Origin of the sequence: Lysinibacillus sp. NPDC086135 (assembly GCF_044746345.1) — a bacterium.
In the GTDB taxonomy this organism is placed as follows: Bacteria; Bacillota; Bacilli; order Bacillales_A; family Planococcaceae; genus Lysinibacillus.
Genome location: NZ_JBIVCA010000014.1, coordinates 112,674 through 134,747 on the forward strand (window position 1 = coordinate 112,674; position 22,074 = coordinate 134,747).

The window sequence follows — 22,074 nt, forward strand, 5'->3', positions numbered from 1 at the left end:
CGAATTCTATTCCTTGATACTTGATAAAATCGTAAAAAACCCGATTTCACTCGCAATATTTTAACATAACTACAAAGTGAAAGCCTCTTCTATCTGTTTATCCTCGTCTTTAAGGGATATTAGTCCTTACTTGGATAAGGATGATTTTAAAAAGAAGTTGCTTATTAGCAGCAAAAAACGCCTGGATATCCAAGCGTTTTTTATCTTTATTCAGTAAATATTTTTCTTCTCCAAGGCGAAATGGCTTAATTCGCGGCTTTCACATACATTTGTAATACTTTTTTATCGATCTTTCCAACACTTGTTTTTGGCAATTCATCGATGAACATAATTTTTTTTGGAATTTTGTAGCGACCTAAATACTTACTACAGATTTCTTTGATTTCTTCTAATATAGTATCTTGCTTATCCTGGCAAACGATAACGGCCACCACGATTTCTCCCCAATAATCATCAACCATTCCAATCACCGCAACCTCTTGCACTAGCTGATGGCGTAAAATGCATTGCTCTACCTCCTGGGGATAAACATTTTCTCCACCAGAAATAATCATCTCTTTACTGCGACCGACAATGTAAAAATCACCATCATCATCCATCAGTGCTAAATCGCCAGTTTTTAACCACCCATCTTGAATGATTTTTTCAGTCTCCTGCCGATTATTCCAGTAAAAGCGAAACATATGCTTTCCTCTAACTAATAGCTCTCCGACTACGTTTGGCGCACAGCTTTCTCCTGCACTATTGATAATTTTAGCTTCATTGAATTGCATGCTCTTCCCCACAGCACCTTTTTTTAAATAAGCGGCCTCCCGTGAAATATAAAAATTATTGGGCCCCGCCTCTGTTAAACCATAGCCTTCTTTAAAAAATAGTCCCTTCTTAAAAAATGCGTCATATATTGGGTACGGGCATGGTGCGCCCCCTGATAAAAAAACTTTCACTGAAGGGAAGCTACTGTTCTTAAAGTAATCCTCTGCAATCATCGCTTGGTACATTGTTGGCACAAAAAGCGAAATCGTTGTCTTGTACTGATTAATCGCCTTAAGAGCTTTTTCTGCCTCAAACTTATCACCAATAACAACTGTACCGCCAGCCATTAGCAGCGGTATACATAAGGCATTCAAACCTCCTGTATGGAACAACGGCATATAATTTAACGTACAATCACTATCACTCAAGCCCCAGCTAATAATTGTATTTATAGCATTCCAATTTACAGAATTAAAGGATAGGACAACACCCTTCGCCTTACCAGTTGTGCCCCCTGTATAAATCATTAACCAAGGGTCATTAAGGTCTACTGCTCGAATGGTTAGAGTAGCTCCTTCATTAACTAAACGAAGGGAATGCATGTTTTCGAAAGATACAGGGCAATTCATTTCTTCATCGTAAAGCAGTAAAGAAGGCGTAGCATCCGTCAAAATATCAGTTAATTCCTTCGTACTCATACGCCAATTCAATGGCACGTAGATAAGGCCTCTTAATCCGCAGGCGAATAAGACAGCAAAAAGCTGAATATGATTTTTCGCAAATACGGCTACACGACTCCCTGCTTGCAAGTTTTGGCGCTCAAAAAAATGACTCCATTTTGTGATTTCCTCTGTTAATTGCTGATAAGTCCACTGTTCCTTAGTTTCTAAGTTCACCAATGCTAGACGTTTAGGTGTTAGAAATGCACGTTTTAAAATCCAGGATTGCTCTACAAACATCTTGAAAGCCTCCTTATCACATCATAATTGCTCCATCCACATGAAGCGTGTGACCGTGGACATAGGAAGCCTCATCAGATGCTAAAAATAAATAAGCATTGGCAATATCTCTAGGTGTTCCTAATCTTTGCAGTGGTACGATGGAGCGCATTTGTGCTAGCACATTTTCTGGCATTTTTTTCACCATATCTGTTTCTGTAAAGCCAGGTGCAACCGCATTCACGTTGATGCCTTTGCGCCCCAATTCCTTCGCCCATGTTTTGGTCATGCCAACAATAGCCGCCTTTGTGGCAGCGTAATTTGTTTGGCCAACATTGCCATAGACACCGCTAACAGAGGATGTATTAATAATTTTTCCCCCACCGGCAGCAATCATATGTGGAATTACTTCTTGTGTACACTGAAATACTCCAGTCAAATTCACATCAAGCACCTGTTGAAACTGATCTTCCGTCATTTTTGTTAACATCGCATCATGAGTAATACCTGCATTATTCACTAAAATATCAACTCGGCCTGTATGCCCTATAACCGTTGCCACTAGCTTCTTGACGCTTTCTCTATCTGCAACATTTACTTGCACAAATAATGCCTGGTCACCTAATTGCTGGGCAGCTGAAGTACCCGCTTCTTCATTAAAATCTGCAATGACAACGAATGCACCCTCTTCAATAAATCGTTCAGCAGCAGCATAGCCTATCCCGTTCGCTGCTCCTGTAATAATGGCAACTTTATTGTTTAAACGCATAATTTTTTCCTCCAATTTCTAAAAATGCTTCAATTTCAGTTGTAAGCTGTGGTAAATCATCAATTAATGGGGAGTGACCGCAGTCTTTTAAACTGACGAAATGTGCATTCGCGCCTAAATCGAGCATTGTTTCTTCATTCATTCCTTCTGTTATGACATAATCACGATCCCCTCTTAACACTAAAACTGGAATGGTAATCTGTTGAACCTCATGAGTGCCTTTGGCGACCTCATGATTAACAGCACTTATATTGAAGACATTTAATGCATGATAAACTTCAGCTAAATTTCGTTGCGTCAACATATCCTCCACATATGTCTGATAGTGTTCCGGGCTAGGCTGATTATGAGTGTATATAAGTGCGTTCCAGACCGACTGTAAGCCTTGCACATTTTTCGAATCATAGAAGCCTTGTACTAATTTTGTTTTAAATGTATCGACGAGTACTTCTTCATAGGTAAATGCCCTTTTTAATGCAGCTTGATTGCCAGTACCTAAATCCGTGTAAAATGGGTAGCCTCTCGTAGATGCCGAAGCTAGTAAAATAAGCTGCTGACAATAGCCTGGATACTGTGCGACAAACTGCATACATACAGCCCCGCCCGTTGACCAGCCAATCATGTCAAACTGTTTCAATTGAATGGCGTCCACAAAAAGCTTCACATCATCGCTAAAATCTTTAATCGCAGAAATTGGTTTATGATAAGATGAACCACCAAAACCTCGTAAATCCAGCGCATAAATTGTATATTTTTCATCCAACGCATCGATTAGAACGTCCCAATGCTTGGAGGATGTCATATTGCCATGAATAAGTAATAAAACTCGTTCTCCCCCTTGACGTTTACGATAAGCAATCGTTTCTCCATTAGATAGCTGAACAGTTTTTAACATCGCATTTCCCCCTTATCCCCATCGAATCGTAATAGCTCCCCAGACATAACCAATACCTGCACTAACAAGTGTGACGATGTCTCCATCATGGATACGTCCTTCATCTAACGCCAGCTGCAATGATACTATTTGGTCAATCTGTCCAATATGACCATACTCTCGTAAATATATGGATTGCTCCTGCTGCAAGCCGAGTTCAGATAAAATATAGTCATGAGCTGATTTTTTCATGTGAAGCATCGCTAAATAACGAATATCCCCCTCATTTAATCCACTTTTCGCCAAGGATTTTCGAATTACCTTTAAAAAATTACTTAAAGATTTTTGCTCTAAGCGCTCCTTCATCCCAATCGGATCGATTACATCGAGCTGATACAAATTATTTTCTAAATCAGAAGGCGTTAAAGGTTTTTTTGTACCACCGACAGGCACGACTACATCCTCTGAGAACGAGCCATCCGTCATAATATCCGCCTCTAACAAATGATTTTTGTCATAGTTTTTTTGTAACAGGATAGCGCCACCACCAGCCGCTAAATTGTACATAAAGCGTGTTCGAGGATTGCTGTAATCGATAAAATCAACATTTCGATAGCCACCAGCTAAGAGGATAGTCTGAATGGAATCATCCGACGCCATTAAGCTTTTCGCTAGTTTTAGCGCCATAATGGTCGTGCCACATCTTAATTGCACATCGAATGCCCAAGCATTTACGGCCCCTAGCTCCTCCTGCATTTTTATAGAGGCAGTCCACAAGGGATACTCCTTATGCTCCTCTCCCATATAAATCACAACATCAATATCTTTTGGGTCGATATGAGCTTTGCGTATAGCGTCCTGCGCTGCCCATATCCCCATTTGAACCGTATGATCTTGCTCACCAGGAATAGGCTTTTCATAGATGCCCATTTTTTGTCGAATAATATCCTCTGGAATATTGGAAAGCCTCGCAATCTCTTTAGAGGTCATTTTCGTTTGTGGAATATAGATTCCTGTGCTTACAATGCCTACTGTCATTCAAATCGCTCCTTCTCCTGCGACGGGACAACCGATGTTTGGTTTATTTCCTTATGCTTTAATCGCCATTTCCAAAACATCAGGCGCAGTGATCCAATAATTCCTTTTGGGAAAAAGATAACAGCTAAAATATAAAGAATTCCAAAGAAGATAATCCAACGTTCAAATATTGGATAATCACGAGCTAACCCCGAAAGTGCATGCTGGGCATATTCAATAACAGCCGATCCTAGTAATGGTCCAACTAATGTGCCCACACCGCCAATAATCGTCATTAATAATGCATCTAGCGTAATGTCCATTGTCATCACACTCGTATTGACAAATCGTAGTGACACAGCATATAAGGAGCCTGCTAAACTTGCAACGGTTCCTGCAACAACTGATGCAATCACTTTATAGTACAAGGTGTTATAGCCTAATGATTTTGTTCGTTGTTCATTTTCTCGAACAGCAATTAAAATTCGACCAGTTGGCGAGTTAACGAAACGATTTAGCGCAATAAAAATAATGACTAAGCATGCTAGCACGATGAAATAAAACGTCATTCGATCTCTAAACATTTCGGGTGCTCTAAACGTAAAACCATCATTTCCGTATGTAACAGAACGCCATTTTTCTGCCACTACTAAAAATAGTCCCGAAAAAGATAATGTCAGCATCGCAAAGAAATGACTTTTTAATCGAAGTGTCAGTAATCCTACTAAGAAACTAATAAACCCTGCTAGCAACATGCCGACTACGATCGATAATAAAAATGTTGCAAGTGTTGGCTCCATTTGTTTCAGCATAACAGCCGTTGTGTAGGCACCTAAACCAAAAAACATCGCATGCCCGAACGACACAATACCCGTATAGCCAAGGAGAATGTCATAGCTCATCGCTAAAATACCGAAAATAAAGATTTGCGTTAATAAAATGAGGAGCGTCCTTGAATCATTAACGAAAGGGAGAAGTACTAAAATCGCTAATAGGAGGAAAAAGCATAGATGCTGCAATGATAGCCTCATTGTCATGTCGATCTCTCCTTTCTCATAGCAAATAAACCTTGTGGACGGAAAATTAAAACAATGGCCATTAAAATCATATTGACCGCAAGCGATAGCACTGGCACATAATAAGCCATAAAGCTACCTGCTAAACCGACTAATATTGCTGCCAATAGCGAGCCTGAAAAACTGCCCATTCCTCCGATTACGACAACGATAAAACCTAAAATCGCGTACTCCATGCCCATTTCCGCATAGATGACACCTGAATACGGAGCCATTAACATGCCACTAAGTGCTGCGAGTGCCGCACCAACCATAAAAACATATAAAAATACCCGCTTTATATGAATGCCGAGTGCTTGTGCCATTTCTTTATCCTGTACACCCGCTCGAACAATTAACCCAATTTTCGTTTCCTTTAACATGTATTGGAAAATACTGAAAATGATAAAACCTACTACAATAATAAATAATCGATATTTTATAATAATAACGTCTCCAATTTCCCAGCTACCTGTTAAGTAGCTCGGTGTTTTTACTGCCACACCATTTGGACCAAAAACAACTTTAATCAACTCCTGTAGCACAAGCATTAGCCCTAATGTAATTAAAATTTGCTGAATATGATTGCCATACACAGGTTTTATAATTAATTTTTCAGTAATGAGACCGAGCAAAGCGCCTGTTACGATGGCACCTACAACGCCAATTAGAAAGCTCTCAGTGAACATATACGTAAATATGCCAGCATAAGCCCCCCAAACAAATAAACCACCATGAGCAAAGTTCAAAACATCCATTAATCCAAAAATTAACGTCAGACCCGCCGCCAGTAAAAAAATTAACATGCCAGTTGCCAGGCCATTAATGAGTAAATTGACGAATAGCTCCAATAAAGTACACCACCTTTTATCCGATTCCAAGATATTTTCTTTTTAATTCTTCATGATGGATAAGATCCTGCATGTTGCCCGAGTGAACTGTTCTACCATCATCGATCAACGTATACGTATCACCAATTCGGCTCGCCATTATAAAGTTTTGCTCAACAAGAACGATGGACGTTTGCTTTTTCATTTCAACGATGGCCTCCATCACTTTCTCTACCACTATCGGCGCTAGTCCTTTAGAAGGCTCATCAATCAACATTAACTTACTATCATTGATAAATGCCCGTGCCATGGACAGCATTTGTTTTTGACCACCTGATAGATGTCCGCCCGCCTTCTTCCAAAATTTCTTCAAATCAGGAAACAGCTCCAGCACATAATTTTGTCGCTCTAAAGTAGCCGTATCTTCTTTACGCATGGCCACTTTCATATTTTCCTCAACTGTTAAATCTGCAAAAATCCCTTGGTTTTCTGGTACATAGCCTATTCCTAATTTTGCAACTTTATAGGTCGGACTTTTTTTAATAGAATGTAAGTGAAATTCCACCTCGCCCTTTGAAGCAGGCGTTAAGCCCATAATCGTTTTTAAGGTGGTCGTTTTGCCCGCACCATTTCTGCCGAGCAATACACTTACCTGCCCCTCCTTTGCCTCAAAATTGACCCCTTGCAAAATATGATATTGACCGATATATGTGTGGACATCATTTAGTTTCAGTAAGGTGTTCATCGTACAGACCTCCTAAATATGCATTTTGTACGGTTTCATTTTTCATGATGTCCCCTGGTGTTCCATCCGCAAGAAGCTGGCCGTTAAATAGCACCATAATCGAGTCCGACAAATCTAGAATCATATCCATCTTGTGCTCAATGAGGAGAATGGTTTTATCGCCTTGATTTTTAATAGTGCGAATCACCTCTAAAATCGTTGGAACCTCCTCTAAGGACATGCCTGCCGTTGGTTCATCAAGTAAAAGGATTTCCGTATCAAGTGCTAACAGCATAGCAATCTCAAGCTTTCTCTTTTCCCCATGGGACAGCATTGTCGTAAGGGCATCTCTTTTATTGTCAAGCAAGACGAGTGATAATAGTTCCTCCGCTTTTTCTGTAATCGCCTTATAACTTTTATAATGGCGCAACAATTGATAACGAATTTTCTCCTTAGATTGCACAGCTAAACGGACATTTTCTAAAACGGTTAAGTTTGGGAAAACATTCGTAATTTGAAAAGAGCGCCCTAGCCCCATTCGCGTTCTTTCAATAGCTGATTTTTGCGCAAGCGATTGTCCCTTAAAATAGACATCCCCGGCAGTCGGCTTTAATTCTCCACTAAGCAAATTAAAGAAGGTTGTTTTTCCAGCTCCATTTGGTCCAATAATTGATTTCAAATGTTTTTCCGGCATATTAAAATTCACCTGGTCGACAGCTGTGTGTCCACCAAAACGAATGCTTAAGTTTTCTGTTCGTAAAATAGGTTCCATCGTATTCTCCTTTCAAGTACTTCTATCTCTCTTCACCCATTCTCATTTGAAAGTGGGTGAAGAGAGACAGAAAAATATCTGTCTCGTAATTTCACTTATTCATAATTGGAGGTGCCGTTTCTTCAGGGCTAAGCTCACGAATTAGCACTGGTACCGGATAATCTACACTATCTTGTTTTTCCAGACGGATAGAATACATCGACTGTAATGCTTGATGGTCTTCTTTTCGGAAAGTCATCTTTCCTTTAGGCGTTTCAAATGACATCCCTTCCATAATGCCGATAAGTTTTTCTGCATCCGTATCACCATCTGATTTTTTCAGCGCATCTACAATTGAGATGGCTGCAGACATGCCTCCTGGCGTAAATAAATCCGGAACTTCATTGAAGTGTTTTTTATGTTCCTCAACTAACCATTTATTTATATCATTTTGTGGTAACGTATGATAATAAACGGAGAACCCTTCCATACCAATTAACGGATTCATAAACTTTAATGCAATAATATCTGGTGCACCCGTTGAAATTTTTATGCCCTTTTCTTGAATTTTCAAATCTGCAATTTGATTCCACGGTGAGTTTGCACCTGCCCATACAACAAATAAATAATCTGGTTTTTTATCAATTACTTTTTGCAAATTGGATGTAAAGTCAGTTGCTGCTGGATCTGCATATTCCTCTAAAACAATTTCTGCGCCTAGCTTTTCCGCAGCAGTCTTAAATGCCTTCACCCCATCCCAGCCAAAAGAATAATCCGGCGCAAATGTTGCAATCTTAACACCCTTTCCTGCAATCGCTGCCGCAGCTGCATAAGCATCTTGGGAAGAATTTCGACCTGTACGGAAAATATACTTATTAAATTCTGAGCCCGTAATGCTATCCGCTACTGCAGGCTCCACCACCATAATCTTTTGGTATTCTTCCGCTAGAGGTAGAACGGCAAGCGTATCACCTGAGCTAGAGGAACCTACTAAGAAATCAACCTTGTCATCTTCTAATAGCTTTGTCGCTTTTTGTACCGCAACCTCAGGCTTTGTTTCTGTATCTTCATAGACAATTTCTATTTTCTTACCGTTAACTTCCATCGTGCCTCCTGTAGCATAATCAATCCCTAATTCAAAGCCATTCTTTGTTTGTTTCCCATACGACTCAAGGGCACCCGTCAATGACGCAAGCACACCAATTTTAATAGTGCCCCCTCCCCCAGCAGTCCCCTTTGTATCATCCTCCGAAGCCTTACCATCTGTTGAAATATCCTTCGTCTCCCCTGAATTACAAGCCACCATCAACATCGTCAGCATCAATAAAAGCACAAATAACCAATGCTTCTTCATCCCAAAACCCCTTTCATCATGAACTAAAATAGAAAGCGCTTTCGTTGCTATGAAAACACTATATAAAACTTCAGTTACAAATTAGTTACAAGTGTCGCGAAAGTGTGTTTTTTCCGGGGATGAAGGTTTATCGAAACATTTTTAAGATTTATCGAGAAATTTTGATTGTTTATCGACCAACTTTATCAATTTATCACCCAACTTTTAAAATATATCGACATTTATGTACTCTACGCTTTTTCAGTAGCAACCTGACGAAAGTGGAGCAAATCTTAGCTGCAGCCCTTTTTTGAAGCAAAGTGAGATTTATCGGAATAAAATTGTTTTTTATCGGAACAATTTCTGATTTTATCGGAATGTTTTATCGATTTATCGGAATCTTTCAGAAATTCACAGTTTTCTGAGCGCACATAAAAAGGACTCACCTAATTTGGTGAATCCTTATAGTTAGCCCAAAAGATTAATTATTAAATTCTTCTACCCGATCCAACCATTCACTCATTAGGCTCGTAAACAATTCCGCTTGTTCAATTTGCAAGTTATGCCCGGCCTTATCTAAAATTGTGAAGGCTGCTCTTGGGAATTTATCTAAAATGGCAAAAGCGTCCTTATAGCCAACCATGGAATCCTGTTTACCCATCAAAAATAAGCAAGGTTTATCAAATGAAATTTCATCTACAGGAAAAGAAAAACTATAGCTTTCTTGGATTTTTTCTAAAAATTCTACATCTGCGTTTTTTTGACCTGCTAACACTTCATTTGTATAGCGATGACAATTATAGTCATCTAAAACAACAAGATGTGAGCTAAAATCCTCTAGTTCCTCTCTCGTTAATGTCGATAAAAATTCTTTATCCACCGAAACAATACTTTGTACTGGTACTGTTCGACTTTGTTTATTAGGAATAATCAGTGGACAAATAAACCCAGCTCCTAAAATTTGTTCATGATACTCCCTCAAGATTCCTCGCACTAAATATCCACCATAAGATTCTCCTACCAATAAATAACGTTCATTTGGTATTAATGAGTGAATTAGTTCTACTACGGCCTCTAGCATTTCATCTGAATTATCGATCTTTTCGTAGTCTGTCGTTTTGCCCATCCCTGGAAGGTCAATATAGATTCGTTTCCAGCCCTCCCTTTCTGCAAAAACAGGCTCCATACATCCCTTCATTAGTCTATGGTCTGGCGAATATCCATGGAGCATAACGATTGGTGTTCCGGCCCCTATTATTTCATAGTAAATATTCGCCTTACTTACCTTACAAAATGACATAGTAGTTCCTCCAATATTTTAATAAATAAAATGGTCATCAAAAGTTGTTCGGTTTATTCTTATAGGGATCGGTTGATTGGAGTGGAGACTGGGCGACTCCTTGGAGATTAGCAATAGTGAACCGAAGGCTAAAACCATCACATCCTGTAATAATGCCTTCGTGACCAACATCCTGTCGCTTCGCTTTCACGCAAAAAACATCCTGCTGCTGCCGCTTCGCTTTCGCGCAAAAAACATCCTGCTGCTGCCGCTTCGCTTTCGCGCAAAAAACATTCTGCCGCTGCCGCTTCGCTTTCGCGCAAAAAACATCTGTTGCCCCAAGCGGACCATCGGACGATCCCGGGAAGCTTGCTCTGCGCGAAAGGGAGGCGCCCAGTCGAACGGAAATAACGCCAAGTCTCGGTAATGCCCTGAAAATAACCAGTTCCCTAATTCGTACTAGCCCATTATTAAATCATAAACAACCATCGTCGATTCCATCGGTGTTGTATTTAGTTCATTTTTTAATTGCTGCACACATTTTTCATACCATTTTAAAGCAAGGGAGCGGTTTTGTAATTGATAGTAACTATACATCAACAACCGATAACCTTCTTCCCATAATGGATCTTCACGAATCATTCTTTCTGCATAAAAAATAGCTTGCTTATAATTTTGTTGTCTCGTCGCATTTTGTGCTAATCTTTCTAATACTTCAATATATAATGACTGTAACTTTTCACGATCCTGTATAAGCCAATCTAATTGTTTTTTTTCAGCATAAAGTGCATCCGTATAGCTTGTTTCAGCAAGTTGCAGCCATTCGTTTGACAATTGCGGATCGAACTCCTCCATCCCTAATTCATAAAAGTAATGAAAGCGTTCGACATCAATTTGCAGAATTTGAATTTGCTGCAATTGGTACATATTATTTTTACGCTGAATAAAAAAGCTGTCCTGACGCGCATTTCTACTTGGCTCAAGAACTTTTAATAACGTATTCAATACAACTTTGAAATCCCGATCTAGTGAATCAACATTCCGCTCTGGCCATAATGCCTGTGCCATCTCTTCCTTTGGTGCAAAACGGTGGCGATGACAATATAAATAGACGAAGAGCTCCTTCGATTTATCGCGCTGCCACTCTTTATCTTCAAGCTTTCGATGCTCTCTTATTAAATTCAAACTTCCTAATAAATTCACCCGCACTTCCTCGTGCGGATAAACGATATTGTCCTCTACTTGAAAATAGTTACGCATTGCCAAAATAGCGGTATTTTCTCCATCACATTTTCTACTAAATTGTAGAAGCTCATAAAAAATCATCCGATTTAGTGGACCGAGAATGGTCTTCCTTTGTAAAAAGTAGTCATAGCCATTATTGATGCATAACTGGGCGAACTGCTGAAAATAATGATTGAATTGTTGAAGATTATTTTCTTTGAAGGCAATGACAGATTGAAAGAATAGTACATGCATCTCACCATTTTGATCGCCACAGTCGTGGAATAGTCGCTGTGCCTTTTTTAATAATTGCCGCGCTTGTTCAAATTCCTGTTGTGAAATAATAATTTTAACCTCGGCGATTAATATAAGAGCGGTCATCCATGCATCTTGAACTTGCTCCGTTTCCCGTAATCCAAGTGCTACATATTTTTTAGCAGAAACAATATCTCCTTGTGCATGTTTGACAATTGCTAGTCCCATGTACGGTTCGGCCTTTACGCGAGAAATATTAATGGTATTCAACAATGTAAGGGCTTTTTCATAAGCATTGCAGGCTCCTTGATAGTCCGGAAAATCTATTAATAGTAAAGCATGTGCTTTGCGAATATAACCAACAGCCTCAATAAAAACCGATTTTTCCCGTAATCCCCTACGAATCCCATGCTGAGCGGCATACCATGCATCCTTCCCCAACCCTAATAACGCATAGACAAATGATGCCAACAGCTCACTCTCTCTATGTGTCGCGACAAGCTGTGGCGGTAATTCCAACCGCCGCGTCAGCAATTCCTTTGCTTCTAGTAGCTGCCCTGTTCTTAACAATATTCGAACATCGACATTTACTCTTTGTAGCACATCCTCCGTCAAAGCAACCTCACCTATAAAAATTTGTGCACCTTTAGCCTTTCCTAAATTCACCAAATTTTCTGCATATTGACGTTGCAATTCGAGAAGTTCCTCTTCATTTAACGGTGTATGATTCGCTAGCTCTAATGCCTTTTTCAAATATGGCTCTGCCAATGCTGGCTGGATTGTATCGAGATAAATATGTGCTAAACCTGCTTGCGATTTCGTCATAAAGAGATAATCATTTTTATTTTTCGCGATGCTTGCACAATGTTCATAGGACTGCTTCGCTCTTTCATAATAAGCACGATAGCGGTGGCACTCACCTTCAAAATAAAATAATTTGTAATATTTCGATTTTTTATCAGCTGTAAATCGATTTATTTTTTCTAATAGCCACTCAAATTGCCCTGCACGAACTAGACTTTCAGCATGATTTTGTAATAATTCACCACAAAAATCCTGATCATTCGTTTTAAATGCATGATGAAGAACAGCTTGTATATTGTTCTCTTTTACATAATACAATGCTGCTTGTTTATGTAATGCAATATATTGTGAAGCATTTTGTCGCCATTTTAGCTCTAAAAAGCGAATGAACAATGCATGAAAACGATATAGACCATCCGTTGTGATCGGTTGAATAAATAAATGTCGCTGTACAAACAGTTTTAACGCCTCTGCTATTTCCGAACCATAAAATTTTGCAATAAACTCCTCAGAAAATGTGGGGAAAATCGCCAGCTTTAGTATGGTCTCTTGTTCGAATGCTGACATCTTAACATAAACTTCCTCCGATAAATAGGTGAATAGATCATTAGTAGAGACATTTAGCCAATGCTCTAAGGATTCATTGTTCCATTGCTCAGCTAATAAAGAAATACTAATTGCCCAACCTTCTGTAATTTCTAAAACCTTAGTTATTTCTTCTGCTGTTAAATGCACTGCTACATATTCCTCGAAAAAAACAGCGATTTCCTCTGAAGAAAACACTAATTCACCTTCTGAAATAACGAGTAATTTTTTTTGTAGCTTTAATCTTCTCATAATATCCCAATTCGGCAACGTTCTAGAGGCGATGATAAAATGAATATTCGGTGGTGAAAACTCAATTATCTTTTCCATCACATAATTAATATGAAATTCATGATCAACAAGATGGTAGTCGTCAATGACAATTAAAATCGGCATTTGGATTTCACATAAACTATTGACAAATAGCTTAAACCAACGATTAAGTTCCTCTATTTTCGGAAAACGGGATAATTGATTCCATGCATCAAATTCTTGACCAAAGCTCGGAACAATACGTGTGATACTAAAAAATAAATGTCTTAAAAACGGCAATATATTATCATCTTCCTTCGACACACTATACCAGGAAAAATTGCTTGATTGTGCATGTAGAAATTGTGTAAGCATGGTTGTTTTGCCATACCCTGCTCCACTATGAATTAGTGTGCAAGAATGGTTTAGGCTTTTTTTCAATGTTTTCATTAATATAGCTCTACTAATACAATGATTGTAAGGACTCGGTGGAATACACTTTGATTGAATAATAATGTCTGTAGTCATTTGGTGATAACCTCCCCATTCAACTGGTTATGTAAGGTTTCAAGTCTTCAAAGCTTAAAATCTATTAAATTATAGACTCATCATCATAACGTGGGGTTGATTTCAGTTCCGACTGGGCGCTTTGGTGCTGACGCTTCGCTTTCGCGCAAAGAAAAGCTTCCTTGGGCGTCGGATGAGCCGGGTCTCATCTGTGACGCTAATCCTCAAGTAGTCACCCAGTCTCCACTCCAATCAACTAATATATATGGCATACTTATAAACGCATCCTAAACTTTTTATGCGTTATAGTTCATCACCGTAACTTGAGGTTGAACTTTTAAAATCTAATAATTTTATGAGAAAACTCACGTATCGTAATTGTTGCTGAAACAAATTACGAGAGGAGTTACCGTTTTATACTCCTTGTTTATCAAATTGATTTTACTACTATCTTTTTCAAGTTTCTTTACCATCGACGAATGGTAAAATTCAGCACAAAGATTATTTATCATATTTCTTAAACTCAGAGGTTTCCATGAGTCTTTGGAAAAAGATATCTTTAGCTTCCCTATAGGCATCCATTGATTTGGCTTCATATTCTTTCTTCAATTTATCATATGCATCTCGATATTTATTATTTGCCAATAAAACTTCTCTAAACTTCCAAAAGAAATCAAATTCAGAATCAATTACAGTTAATTGAACTCCTAAAGGAGGTTTAGTTGTATCATCTTTAAATGCCCTAAATGTATCTGTTTTGACACTTCCATCATTACTTTCATATAAATTAGATAGAAGTTCTACTGCATTCGAAAATTGTTCAGCACTAACACGTACTTGGATGTCTAAATCACCTTTAGTAAGGCTATTCGGAATTGCTGAACTACCAACATGCTGGATATCAGCCTCTGGTAGTAATTCTGTTATTTTATTTTTGTGTATTAAAAAAGTTTTCTCAGCATTTTCATGAAATAGTTCACTATTAAAAAAATTTACTTTTTCCATATAAAACTCCCCCCAATTACAAAGCAACAACGTTACATTGTACAACTACTAAATTAATTCTAAAGAAAGTGTAGCAATTCCAATTGGCACTTTATCCTTTATTTTACCATCATAGCCCACTTTTACCTTATCGCCAACACGAAATATTTCATCTGGATTCTTCGCAAGATTTACAGTAATTTTTTGTAGTGCATTTCAGCCGTTTAACTTCTATATTCCAGGAAGAGTCGTGCATCAATATAGTGTTGCATTTATTACCGAGGCATAATTGATTAGAAGGAGATAAATTCCATATATCGAATATACTATATAAGAATAGAATAGATGAGGTGTTCGATTGAATAAGATAAGAACTGAAACAGAAAGATTAGTTATTCGATTAATAGAAGAAAGTGATTATGCTACTTGGCTTACCCAATATGAAAATCGTTTACCTTCTCAACATAAATACGATGAAGGTAAATTAGATATGAGCATCTGTACGAAAGAATGGTTTCGTGATTTAGTTACTAAACATCATCAGATGGCTAAGGATGACAAAGTATATGTATTTGGAGTGTTTAGAAAAGTAGACAATACTCATATTGGCTTTATAGACTTTTCGACAATTATGAGGGAAGAATTTCAATGGGCCAGGTTCGGATATACAATTCATAACCACTTTTGGAGACAAGGTTATGGTAAAGAATCTGTAAAAGCAGCCATTGCTCTAGCGTTTGAAAAATTAAAGTATCATCGAATAGAAGCTCACATAAACCTTGATAATATAGCATCTATAAAGTTAGCAGAAGGTGTTGGAATGGTTTATGAATGCACGAGGAAAGGATTCATATACGAGGACGACAAATGGACAGATCATCTAGTTTACTTTATAAACGCAAAGTAAGCTTATAAAGTAGACAAGAATGATGCTGTTTCTCGTACACACTCTCATAAGAAGAAAAAGTCATACTTCTAATATAAAAAGTTAAGGAAAAAACAGATTTCCGGTAAGTAAGGGAACTGTTAGCCTACGAAAATCAAGGATTCAACTTTCAAAAACGTGAATATAATTTTCCTTATACAACCGTTAGAGCGATGGTTTATATGTATGCACCCGAACGGTTAGTGTAAAAATCTGCCTTACATATTTGGAGCGATGCGTTCACTTACAAAGGACAAATGTGTTTCAGTCAACAAAAATACCGAACTATCCAATGAAACTCTTATGAAGTGTTTCGGAATAGTTCGGTTTTTCTAGTTATCGTATTTTGTTAATTTAGAGATTATTCGGCTTTATGAAAGAACCATTTAGTTATGTCCCAGCCTCTTAATAGATAGTTAAACCTCTTTCAGCCTTAGTCTCACCTCTCTAAAAGTTGTGAGATGAATGCAAGTTTAATTTACTTTTCAGCAGTTGTACATCCGCCGGAGGCTTTAACTTCTTTCAGTGGATATTTTTGATTATTATAAAAGTTCTTTACGTAATTCAGCAGCTGATTTTGATGATAACAGACCGAATGGGATATCGAATACTGTTTTTGCACCTTTGTCTCCTGCTTCGTTTAAGCGATAAGCTGCACGTGCAAAAGCTACTAGAACACTAGACGTGAAGTTTGGATTGCTCTCAAGCTTTAATGAGAATTCAAGAATTTGTTTGTCGTTAGCGCCGCTTTCACCACTACGAATTACGAATCCACCGTGTGGCATGCCAGTGTGGTTTGCTTTAAATTCCTCTTCAGAAATAAAGTTTACTGTAGTGTCATACTCATCAAAATAATTCGGCATCGTCACGATTTCTTGCTCAACTTTTGCAGCATCTGCACCTGCCTCAAGAACAACCCAGCATTCACGTGCATGTTTTTCACGCGTTGTCAGCTCAGGATTTTCGCCATTGCGAACACGGTCTACAGCCTCTTTAATTGGTATTGTGTATTGTACAGCATTGTTAACACCTTCGATACGACGAATAGCATCTGAGTGTCCTTGACTTAATCCATCTCCCCAGAAAGTATAAGTTGTGCCCACTGGTAGAACTGTCTCCCCAAGTATACGATTTAATGAGAATAAACCCGGATCCCAGCCAACTGAAATGACTGATACTTTTCCAGATTTTTGAGCTACTGCATCGACTGCATCGAAAAACTCAGGAATTTTCGCATGTGTATCAAAGCTATCAATTGTATTAAACCATTGTGCAAAATGTGGTCCTTGCTCTGGTAAATCTGTAGCTGAGCCACCACATAAAATCATTACATCAATGTCATTTTGGAATTTTTCAGCATCATCTACTAAATATACACTTGCATTACTTGCGATGTTTACAGTTGAAGGATCGCGACGTGTAAATATCGCTACTAATTCCATATCTGGATTTTGCGAGATAGCATACTCTACTCCGCGCCCTAAATTTCCATAACCTACAATACCTACTCGAATTGCACCCATTAAAAATTCCTCCTCACGATTACGTGACTCTGTGAAACTTTTCACGTTAAATCTAATTACAATAATACGTTTTGTTAGGAAAATTCACAATAGTTCGAGTACGTGTTTTTCTCTTGAAATTATACAAGTTTTCTATGATTTCTATTCGTTAATGGCATGAATACGGTTACATTTTACAAATCTAACGACTAACCTTTAAGTTTTCGTTAAAGCCTTGTAAATTGAGACTATTCCGACCGTATGTCTTGTACAATAACACTAACGACAAAGGGGGCATGTTGAATGAAAGGTAATTGTTATTCACCAAGCACAACAATGGAACAAGGAGAATTACTTACTCATCCATTCCAAAATGCACAAAAATCTAATACAGCTTATATCGAAACTGAGGTAAGGCACACAAAGATTCCACCGAACACACACCAATGTTTAAGGGTTATACCTTTTGGCGTTATAGAAGAAACCCTAAATATCTCCATACAAAACCAAAGAGCCAATGAGGCTAACTTTTACCATAGCGGAAAGGAGATTGCACGATGGCTGATTAAGAAAAGTGAATATAATAAGACAAGGACTGAATTAACCTTATTATATTCTTTATTTCTTCAGCATAAGATTGAGGCTTCAGTCTTTCCGCCCTTCTTTTCTAGGTATTACCGTACATAAAGGTTAAAGCTTGTCCTTGAAGTTTTGTGAGTGACCTGTTATTGGTGAAGCATAAAATTCACTCCTTGCTTCTGAAATTACATCTAACTATACAAGAAAACTAATTGCATGAGAAATAGAAAAACAAAATGAAGAACTTACGGGGCGTAATAACCATATAGAGAATCATAAATTAATATGCTACATCTAATGGTTCGAACGTTTAAATTAACTTATTTAACCTCGCTCCCCCAAGGAGTTTTAGAAGTATCTAATTTAAGTGAAACTGGAAAAAATAAAAATAGAATAGCCAGGTAGTCTTCCCCATAAATAAAACATTTCTTCATCAAATTCAAAGATTGGATTCATTGAATTTATCTGACTTCTTTTAAGATTCTTTCTGCATTCAAACTCATAGAATAACCACTTTTTTATTTATTTAAACCTAGATTATTCACCATACTACAAAAATCCCCTTTGAAAAGCTGTATGATTAGCTTTTCAAGGTTATTGCGTCGAAACAAAACCAAATAGAAAAGATTCTTCTAATAGGTACTTTACCGCAATTGACCTTACTCTTTCTTCGGACACGGGTGAACTTTTATTTCGTGAATTTGAAGAAAAATTAGGCTTCTCTCAAACAATCGCTAAGCATCTTCGCTTAAAGGATGAACGTTCAGTTGCCTCCATCAAAATGATAACTTATTACGTCAAAAAATTTATCAATTAATTGTTGTTATCATACAGACAATGCAACGGACCAACTTACCTATGATCCGATATTTACATGAGCACTAGGCATTCCTGCTCTCGCTTCTCAACCGAGTATTTCGCGTTTTTTCAACCGATTTGACCAAGAAGCACTCGACCAATTACAACAGGTCAATCAAACACTACTAGATCGTGTCCATCATTTCAGACAATCGAAAACACTTATTATCGATCTAGATTCGACTCACGCTGATACATATAGTCACAAGAGGAAACGGCGTATAATGCTCATTATCGTACAGTCGGCTACCATCCGTTAGTCGCTTTTGACGGATTGACAGGTGATTTTCTGAAAGCCCAATTACGTTCAGGTAATGTGTATACGTTGAGTGGCGTTGTTGATTTTATGCGACCACTCATTGAACACAACAACGAACAACTCCCTGAAACGGGGAGATAGTGGTTTTGCGGAACCTGAGCTTTATGAGTTATGGAAAAGAATCTATTTTCTACATCATTCGTTTAAAGCGAACGCCAAATTAAAAACGCTCGCAGAAGAACTATACACAGCTACCGAAATACGAGACGTTTCTGTAACAGAACGATATGTGGATGAAACGATTTATCAGGCAGCGTCTTGGTCCAAACCGAGAAGAGTCATCATTCAATCCGTTCGTCCAGCTGGGGAACTATTCTTCTCGCACACGTTCTTCGTGACCAATTTCAGCGAAAGTTTCTCTCCAAAAGCCATTGTGCAGTCTTATCAAAAATGAGGCACGATAAAAAATTTCATTAAAGAAGCTAAGAATGGTTTTGGCTTTGATCAGATGAAAAGCCATGATTTCCTTGTCAACGAAGTACGCATGATGTTGAGTCTGCTTGCTTACAATCTAACGAATTGGATGCGTACGCTTGCTTTCCTACCTCAACACAAGGACATTCAAATACATACGATTCGCACGCACTCATTAAAGTAGCGAGTAAACTGGTGAAATCTGGGCGCTCGCTGTATTTTAAACTGTCCTCTAGTTTCGTATATGAACGATTCTTTTGGAATGTACTGACCCGGATTCAACGACTTCAAACCGAATAAGATAAAACCGACCATTTTTTAAAAATCGAAACCGCACCAAGAGAGAAGTCTTTCCAAAAATCGATGTCCTCTCTACTTTTTCGCTAATTCCATCAATATTTTATAGAACCGAGCCCACCATAATTCGGTAGTAATTCAGGACTATTTCCTCAATTGTTTTAGTTTGTCGATATTTTGTTCAAAAAACGTCGAAGCATGTCGAAATATATCGTAAATAGTATCATTAGAATACTTTAGTGTTATAGGAGAGGAGATAAAAAGTAAGGGAAGTATATAAGAATAAAGGTATACGACTAGGAGAATAAATTTAATGAAAACAAAGGATCAAACAAGATGGTTAGCCTCCATGTTGCCATGTAGTAATTTAAAAACATGTTTGCTCGTACCCTTAATAGGGAACGATTCATTGTCTACCATTCATCAAATTACTGAATTCAAAAAGGAGAGTTTTAACCATGCTACGCAATCTGTCCATATTTAAAAAGTTGGTCCTATTGATGTTTATATCCATTTTAACAATTGGTATTATCCAAGTGAATGGATATATGACTATGAAAACTTTACAGAATAATACAGATAATATTTTTAAAGATCGTCTTGAACCAAGTATTGTTCTGTCTGACTATAGACTTAATAATTGGATTATTGTTTCAAATATGTATCGTTCTATGTTTTTTATTGATGAATCAACTGTGACACAAATTAAAGATGAAGTAACGACTGCTTTTAAAGAAAATGAAAAGAATCTTGAAATTCTTAAAGCAGCCAATATGAACCCAGATGAGAAAAAAATAATAAGTGAACTGACTCAGCAATATCCACGTTTTAAAGAAAGCATGGAGCAAGTCTTTCAACTAAGTGTTGCTAATAAGAATGAAGAAGCAACAAATCTCTTTAATTCAAGTGCCAAGCCTATACTTGACGATATTACGTCAAAAGGAATAGAGCTGACAGAATTAAATAAAAAAAATACAAGTAATTTGAATCAAGAAAGTAAAGCAAAAGCAAGTCAAGGAATTACAACCTCTCTTATCATTTCAATTGTATTAGGAATTTTATTTGTTGCGTTAGGTTTTATAGGTGTACGAAAATATCTAATTTCCCCAATAGAAAAATTAAAACTTGCTGTTCAACGAGCAGAAGCTGGGGAACTGAATTTCAGTGTGGACTATGATTCCAAGGATGAACTAGGTATCTTAACGTCTTCATTTAGCCAAATGATTGCTCATTTACGAGAGTTAATTGGTCAGGTAAAAACATCTTCTGAACAGTTGGCTGCATTCTCAGTTGAGCTTGCAGCAAGTGCGGAACAAACAAGTGAGGCAAGTGAACACATTGCGTCTGTTACGTTAGAGGTGGCAAGTGGTTCGGATGATCAAGTTAGAACGACTATAGAAACATCAGATGTTGTGGATCATATTGTACAAGATGTCCAAACAATAGCTAGAAATTCTACTAATGTTTCGGATGCTGCTATTCAAGCAGAACAACTTTCAGTGGATGGAAATGATATTATAAATACCGCTGTTCAACAAATGAACTCGATTCAAACTTCTATTGATAGTCTAGGTGAGGTAATTAGAGGTTTAGGTGAACGCTCAGCTGAGATTGGACAAATTGTTGAAGTTATAACTGGTATTGCAGCACAAACCAATCTACTGGCGTTAAATGCAGCTATTGAAGCAGCAAGAGCAGGAGAACACGGAAAAGGCTTTGCTGTCGTTTCGGAAGAAGTGAGAAAATTGGCCGAAGAATCCTCTATATCTGCACAGAGAATTTCTGAGTTAATTATAGGAATTCAAACGGAAACGAATAAAGCGGTAGATTCTATGCAGTATACAACGCATGAAGTGGAAACGGGTATTAACAATGTAAACATTGCAGGTGGTTCCTTTGAAAAGATTAAGCATGCCATTAATGAGGTGTCTGTTCAAATTCAAGAAGTATCATCTTCAGTACAACAGATAGTTGTAGGAGCTAATCAAATGACCAAATCCATGGAACAAATCAGTGGGATTGCCCAAAGTTCTGCAGAAGGAACACAAAATATTTCAGCAGCAACAGAAGAACAGTTAGCCTCTATGGAGGAAATTACTGCATCTACTTCGGCAATTTCTAAAATGGCTGAAGACCTCCATGAAAAAACGAATATGTTCAAAGTATGAAAATGAAAAGACAATATTAAGTGTAAAAGTTAAAACAGTGTACCTATCGTCAACAGATGAATGTAATCCGTTCAATAC

18 protein-coding genes and 1 pseudogene are annotated in these 22,074 nt (G+C 37.8%); 6 read left to right on the top strand and 13 right to left on the bottom strand.

Features of this window, described 5'->3' with window-relative positions:
• Positions 1-245: 245 nt before the first annotated feature.
• The 10 genes from ACIPKN_RS18060 to ACIPKN_RS18105 all read right to left on the bottom strand — a co-directional run bounded on the left by ACIPKN_RS18060 (position 246) and on the right by ACIPKN_RS18105 (position 10,344).
• Positions 246-1,712, bottom strand: a complete 1,467-nt coding sequence (locus ACIPKN_RS18060) for a class I adenylate-forming enzyme family protein (protein WP_400938590.1) — start codon at positions 1,710-1,712, stop codon at positions 246-248.
• A gap of 16 nt (positions 1,713-1,728) precedes the next feature.
• A complete protein-coding gene (gene fabG, locus ACIPKN_RS18065) occupies positions 1,729-2,460 on the bottom strand; it encodes a 3-oxoacyl-ACP reductase FabG (RefSeq protein ID WP_400938593.1) in 732 nt (243 codons plus the stop codon).
• Positions 2,444-3,355 (bottom strand): intracellular short-chain-length polyhydroxyalkanoate depolymerase, encoded by a 912-nt coding sequence (phaZ, locus tag ACIPKN_RS18070; RefSeq protein ID WP_400938595.1) that lies wholly within the window; start codon positions 3,353-3,355, stop codon positions 2,444-2,446. The genes fabG and phaZ overlap by 17 nt, the downstream gene beginning before the upstream one ends.
• Positions 3,356-3,367: 12 nt before the next feature.
• Positions 3,368-4,372, bottom strand: coding sequence for a 3-oxoacyl-ACP synthase (locus ACIPKN_RS18075; RefSeq protein ID WP_400938598.1), 1,005 nt, complete (start codon positions 4,370-4,372; stop codon positions 3,368-3,370).
• The gene (locus tag ACIPKN_RS18080) at positions 4,369-5,382 is read right to left on the bottom strand and encodes a branched-chain amino acid ABC transporter permease (protein ID WP_400938673.1); all 1,014 of its coding nucleotides are present in this window, start codon (positions 5,380-5,382) and stop codon (positions 4,369-4,371) included. Before ACIPKN_RS18080 ends, ACIPKN_RS18075 begins: the two co-directional genes overlap by 4 nt.
• A 2-nt stretch (positions 5,383-5,384) precedes the next feature.
• Positions 5,385-6,257: a branched-chain amino acid ABC transporter permease gene (locus tag ACIPKN_RS18085; RefSeq protein WP_400938600.1), complete on the bottom strand. Its 873-nt coding sequence runs from the start codon at positions 6,255-6,257 to the stop codon at positions 5,385-5,387.
• 16 nt (positions 6,258-6,273) lie between these two features.
• Entirely contained in the window at positions 6,274-6,981 is a 708-nt protein-coding gene (locus ACIPKN_RS18090) for an ABC transporter ATP-binding protein (protein WP_400938603.1), read from the bottom strand.
• Positions 6,956-7,732 carry an ABC transporter ATP-binding protein gene (locus ACIPKN_RS18095; protein ID WP_400938606.1) on the bottom strand — a complete coding sequence of 259 codons (777 nt, stop codon included), beginning with the start codon at positions 7,730-7,732 and terminating at the stop codon, positions 6,956-6,958. The genes ACIPKN_RS18090 and ACIPKN_RS18095 overlap by 26 nt, the downstream gene beginning before the upstream one ends.
• 91 nt (positions 7,733-7,823) lie before the next feature.
• Positions 7,824-9,065 (bottom strand): substrate-binding domain-containing protein, encoded by a 1,242-nt coding sequence (locus tag ACIPKN_RS18100; RefSeq protein WP_400938609.1) that lies wholly within the window; start codon positions 9,063-9,065, stop codon positions 7,824-7,826.
• 460 nt (positions 9,066-9,525) lie between these two features.
• Positions 9,526-10,344, bottom strand: coding sequence for an alpha/beta fold hydrolase (locus ACIPKN_RS18105; RefSeq protein ID WP_400938612.1), 819 nt, complete (start codon positions 10,342-10,344; stop codon positions 9,526-9,528).
• Between the two features lie 76 nt (positions 10,345-10,420).
• On the opposite strand from ACIPKN_RS18105, the gene ACIPKN_RS18110 reads away from it, so the two are divergent.
• Positions 10,421-10,750 carry a hypothetical protein gene (locus ACIPKN_RS18110; RefSeq protein WP_400938615.1) on the top strand — a complete coding sequence of 110 codons (330 nt, stop codon included), beginning with the start codon at positions 10,421-10,423 and terminating at the stop codon, positions 10,748-10,750.
• Positions 10,751-10,782: 32 nt separating this feature from the next.
• On the opposite strand, the gene ACIPKN_RS18115 is transcribed toward ACIPKN_RS18110, so the two are convergent.
• Together ACIPKN_RS18115 and ACIPKN_RS18120 are read right to left on the bottom strand one after the other, a co-directional pair.
• Positions 10,783-13,971 carry a BTAD domain-containing putative transcriptional regulator gene (locus ACIPKN_RS18115; protein WP_400938618.1) on the bottom strand — a complete coding sequence of 1,063 codons (3,189 nt, stop codon included), beginning with the start codon at positions 13,969-13,971 and terminating at the stop codon, positions 10,783-10,785.
• Between the two features lie 480 nt (positions 13,972-14,451).
• Positions 14,452-14,955 (bottom strand): GrpB family protein, encoded by a 504-nt coding sequence (locus tag ACIPKN_RS18120; protein WP_400938621.1) that lies wholly within the window; start codon positions 14,953-14,955, stop codon positions 14,452-14,454.
• A 337-nt stretch (positions 14,956-15,292) separates the two neighbouring features.
• Here ACIPKN_RS18120 and ACIPKN_RS18125 point away from each other — a divergent pair, with 337 nt between their 5' ends.
• Positions 15,293-15,841 (top strand): GNAT family N-acetyltransferase, encoded by a 549-nt coding sequence (locus ACIPKN_RS18125; RefSeq protein ID WP_400938624.1) that lies wholly within the window; start codon positions 15,293-15,295, stop codon positions 15,839-15,841.
• Between the two features lie 560 nt (positions 15,842-16,401).
• On the opposite strand, the gene ACIPKN_RS18130 is transcribed toward ACIPKN_RS18125, so the two are convergent.
• Entirely contained in the window at positions 16,402-17,382 is a 981-nt protein-coding gene (locus ACIPKN_RS18130) for a diaminopimelate dehydrogenase (protein WP_400938626.1), read from the bottom strand.
• 282 nt (positions 17,383-17,664) lie between these two features.
• Between ACIPKN_RS18130 and ACIPKN_RS18135 the strand changes: the two genes are divergently transcribed.
• The 4 genes and pseudogenes from ACIPKN_RS18135 to ACIPKN_RS18150 all read left to right on the top strand — a co-directional run bounded on the left by ACIPKN_RS18135 (position 17,665) and on the right by ACIPKN_RS18150 (position 21,996).
• The gene (locus tag ACIPKN_RS18135) at positions 17,665-18,048 is read left to right on the top strand and encodes a hypothetical protein (RefSeq protein WP_400938629.1); all 384 of its coding nucleotides are present in this window, start codon (positions 17,665-17,667) and stop codon (positions 18,046-18,048) included.
• A gap of 806 nt (positions 18,049-18,854) precedes the next feature.
• Positions 18,855-19,715: pseudogene (locus ACIPKN_RS18140) on the top strand (IS1380 family transposase).
• Between the two features lie 426 nt (positions 19,716-20,141).
• Entirely contained in the window at positions 20,142-20,312 is a 171-nt protein-coding gene (locus tag ACIPKN_RS18145; protein WP_400938632.1) for a hypothetical protein, read from the top strand.
• Between the two features lie 16 nt (positions 20,313-20,328).
• Positions 20,329-21,996, top strand: coding sequence for a methyl-accepting chemotaxis protein (locus ACIPKN_RS18150; RefSeq protein WP_400938635.1), 1,668 nt, complete (start codon positions 20,329-20,331; stop codon positions 21,994-21,996).
• The last annotated feature ends 78 nt before the right edge of the window (positions 21,997-22,074 follow it).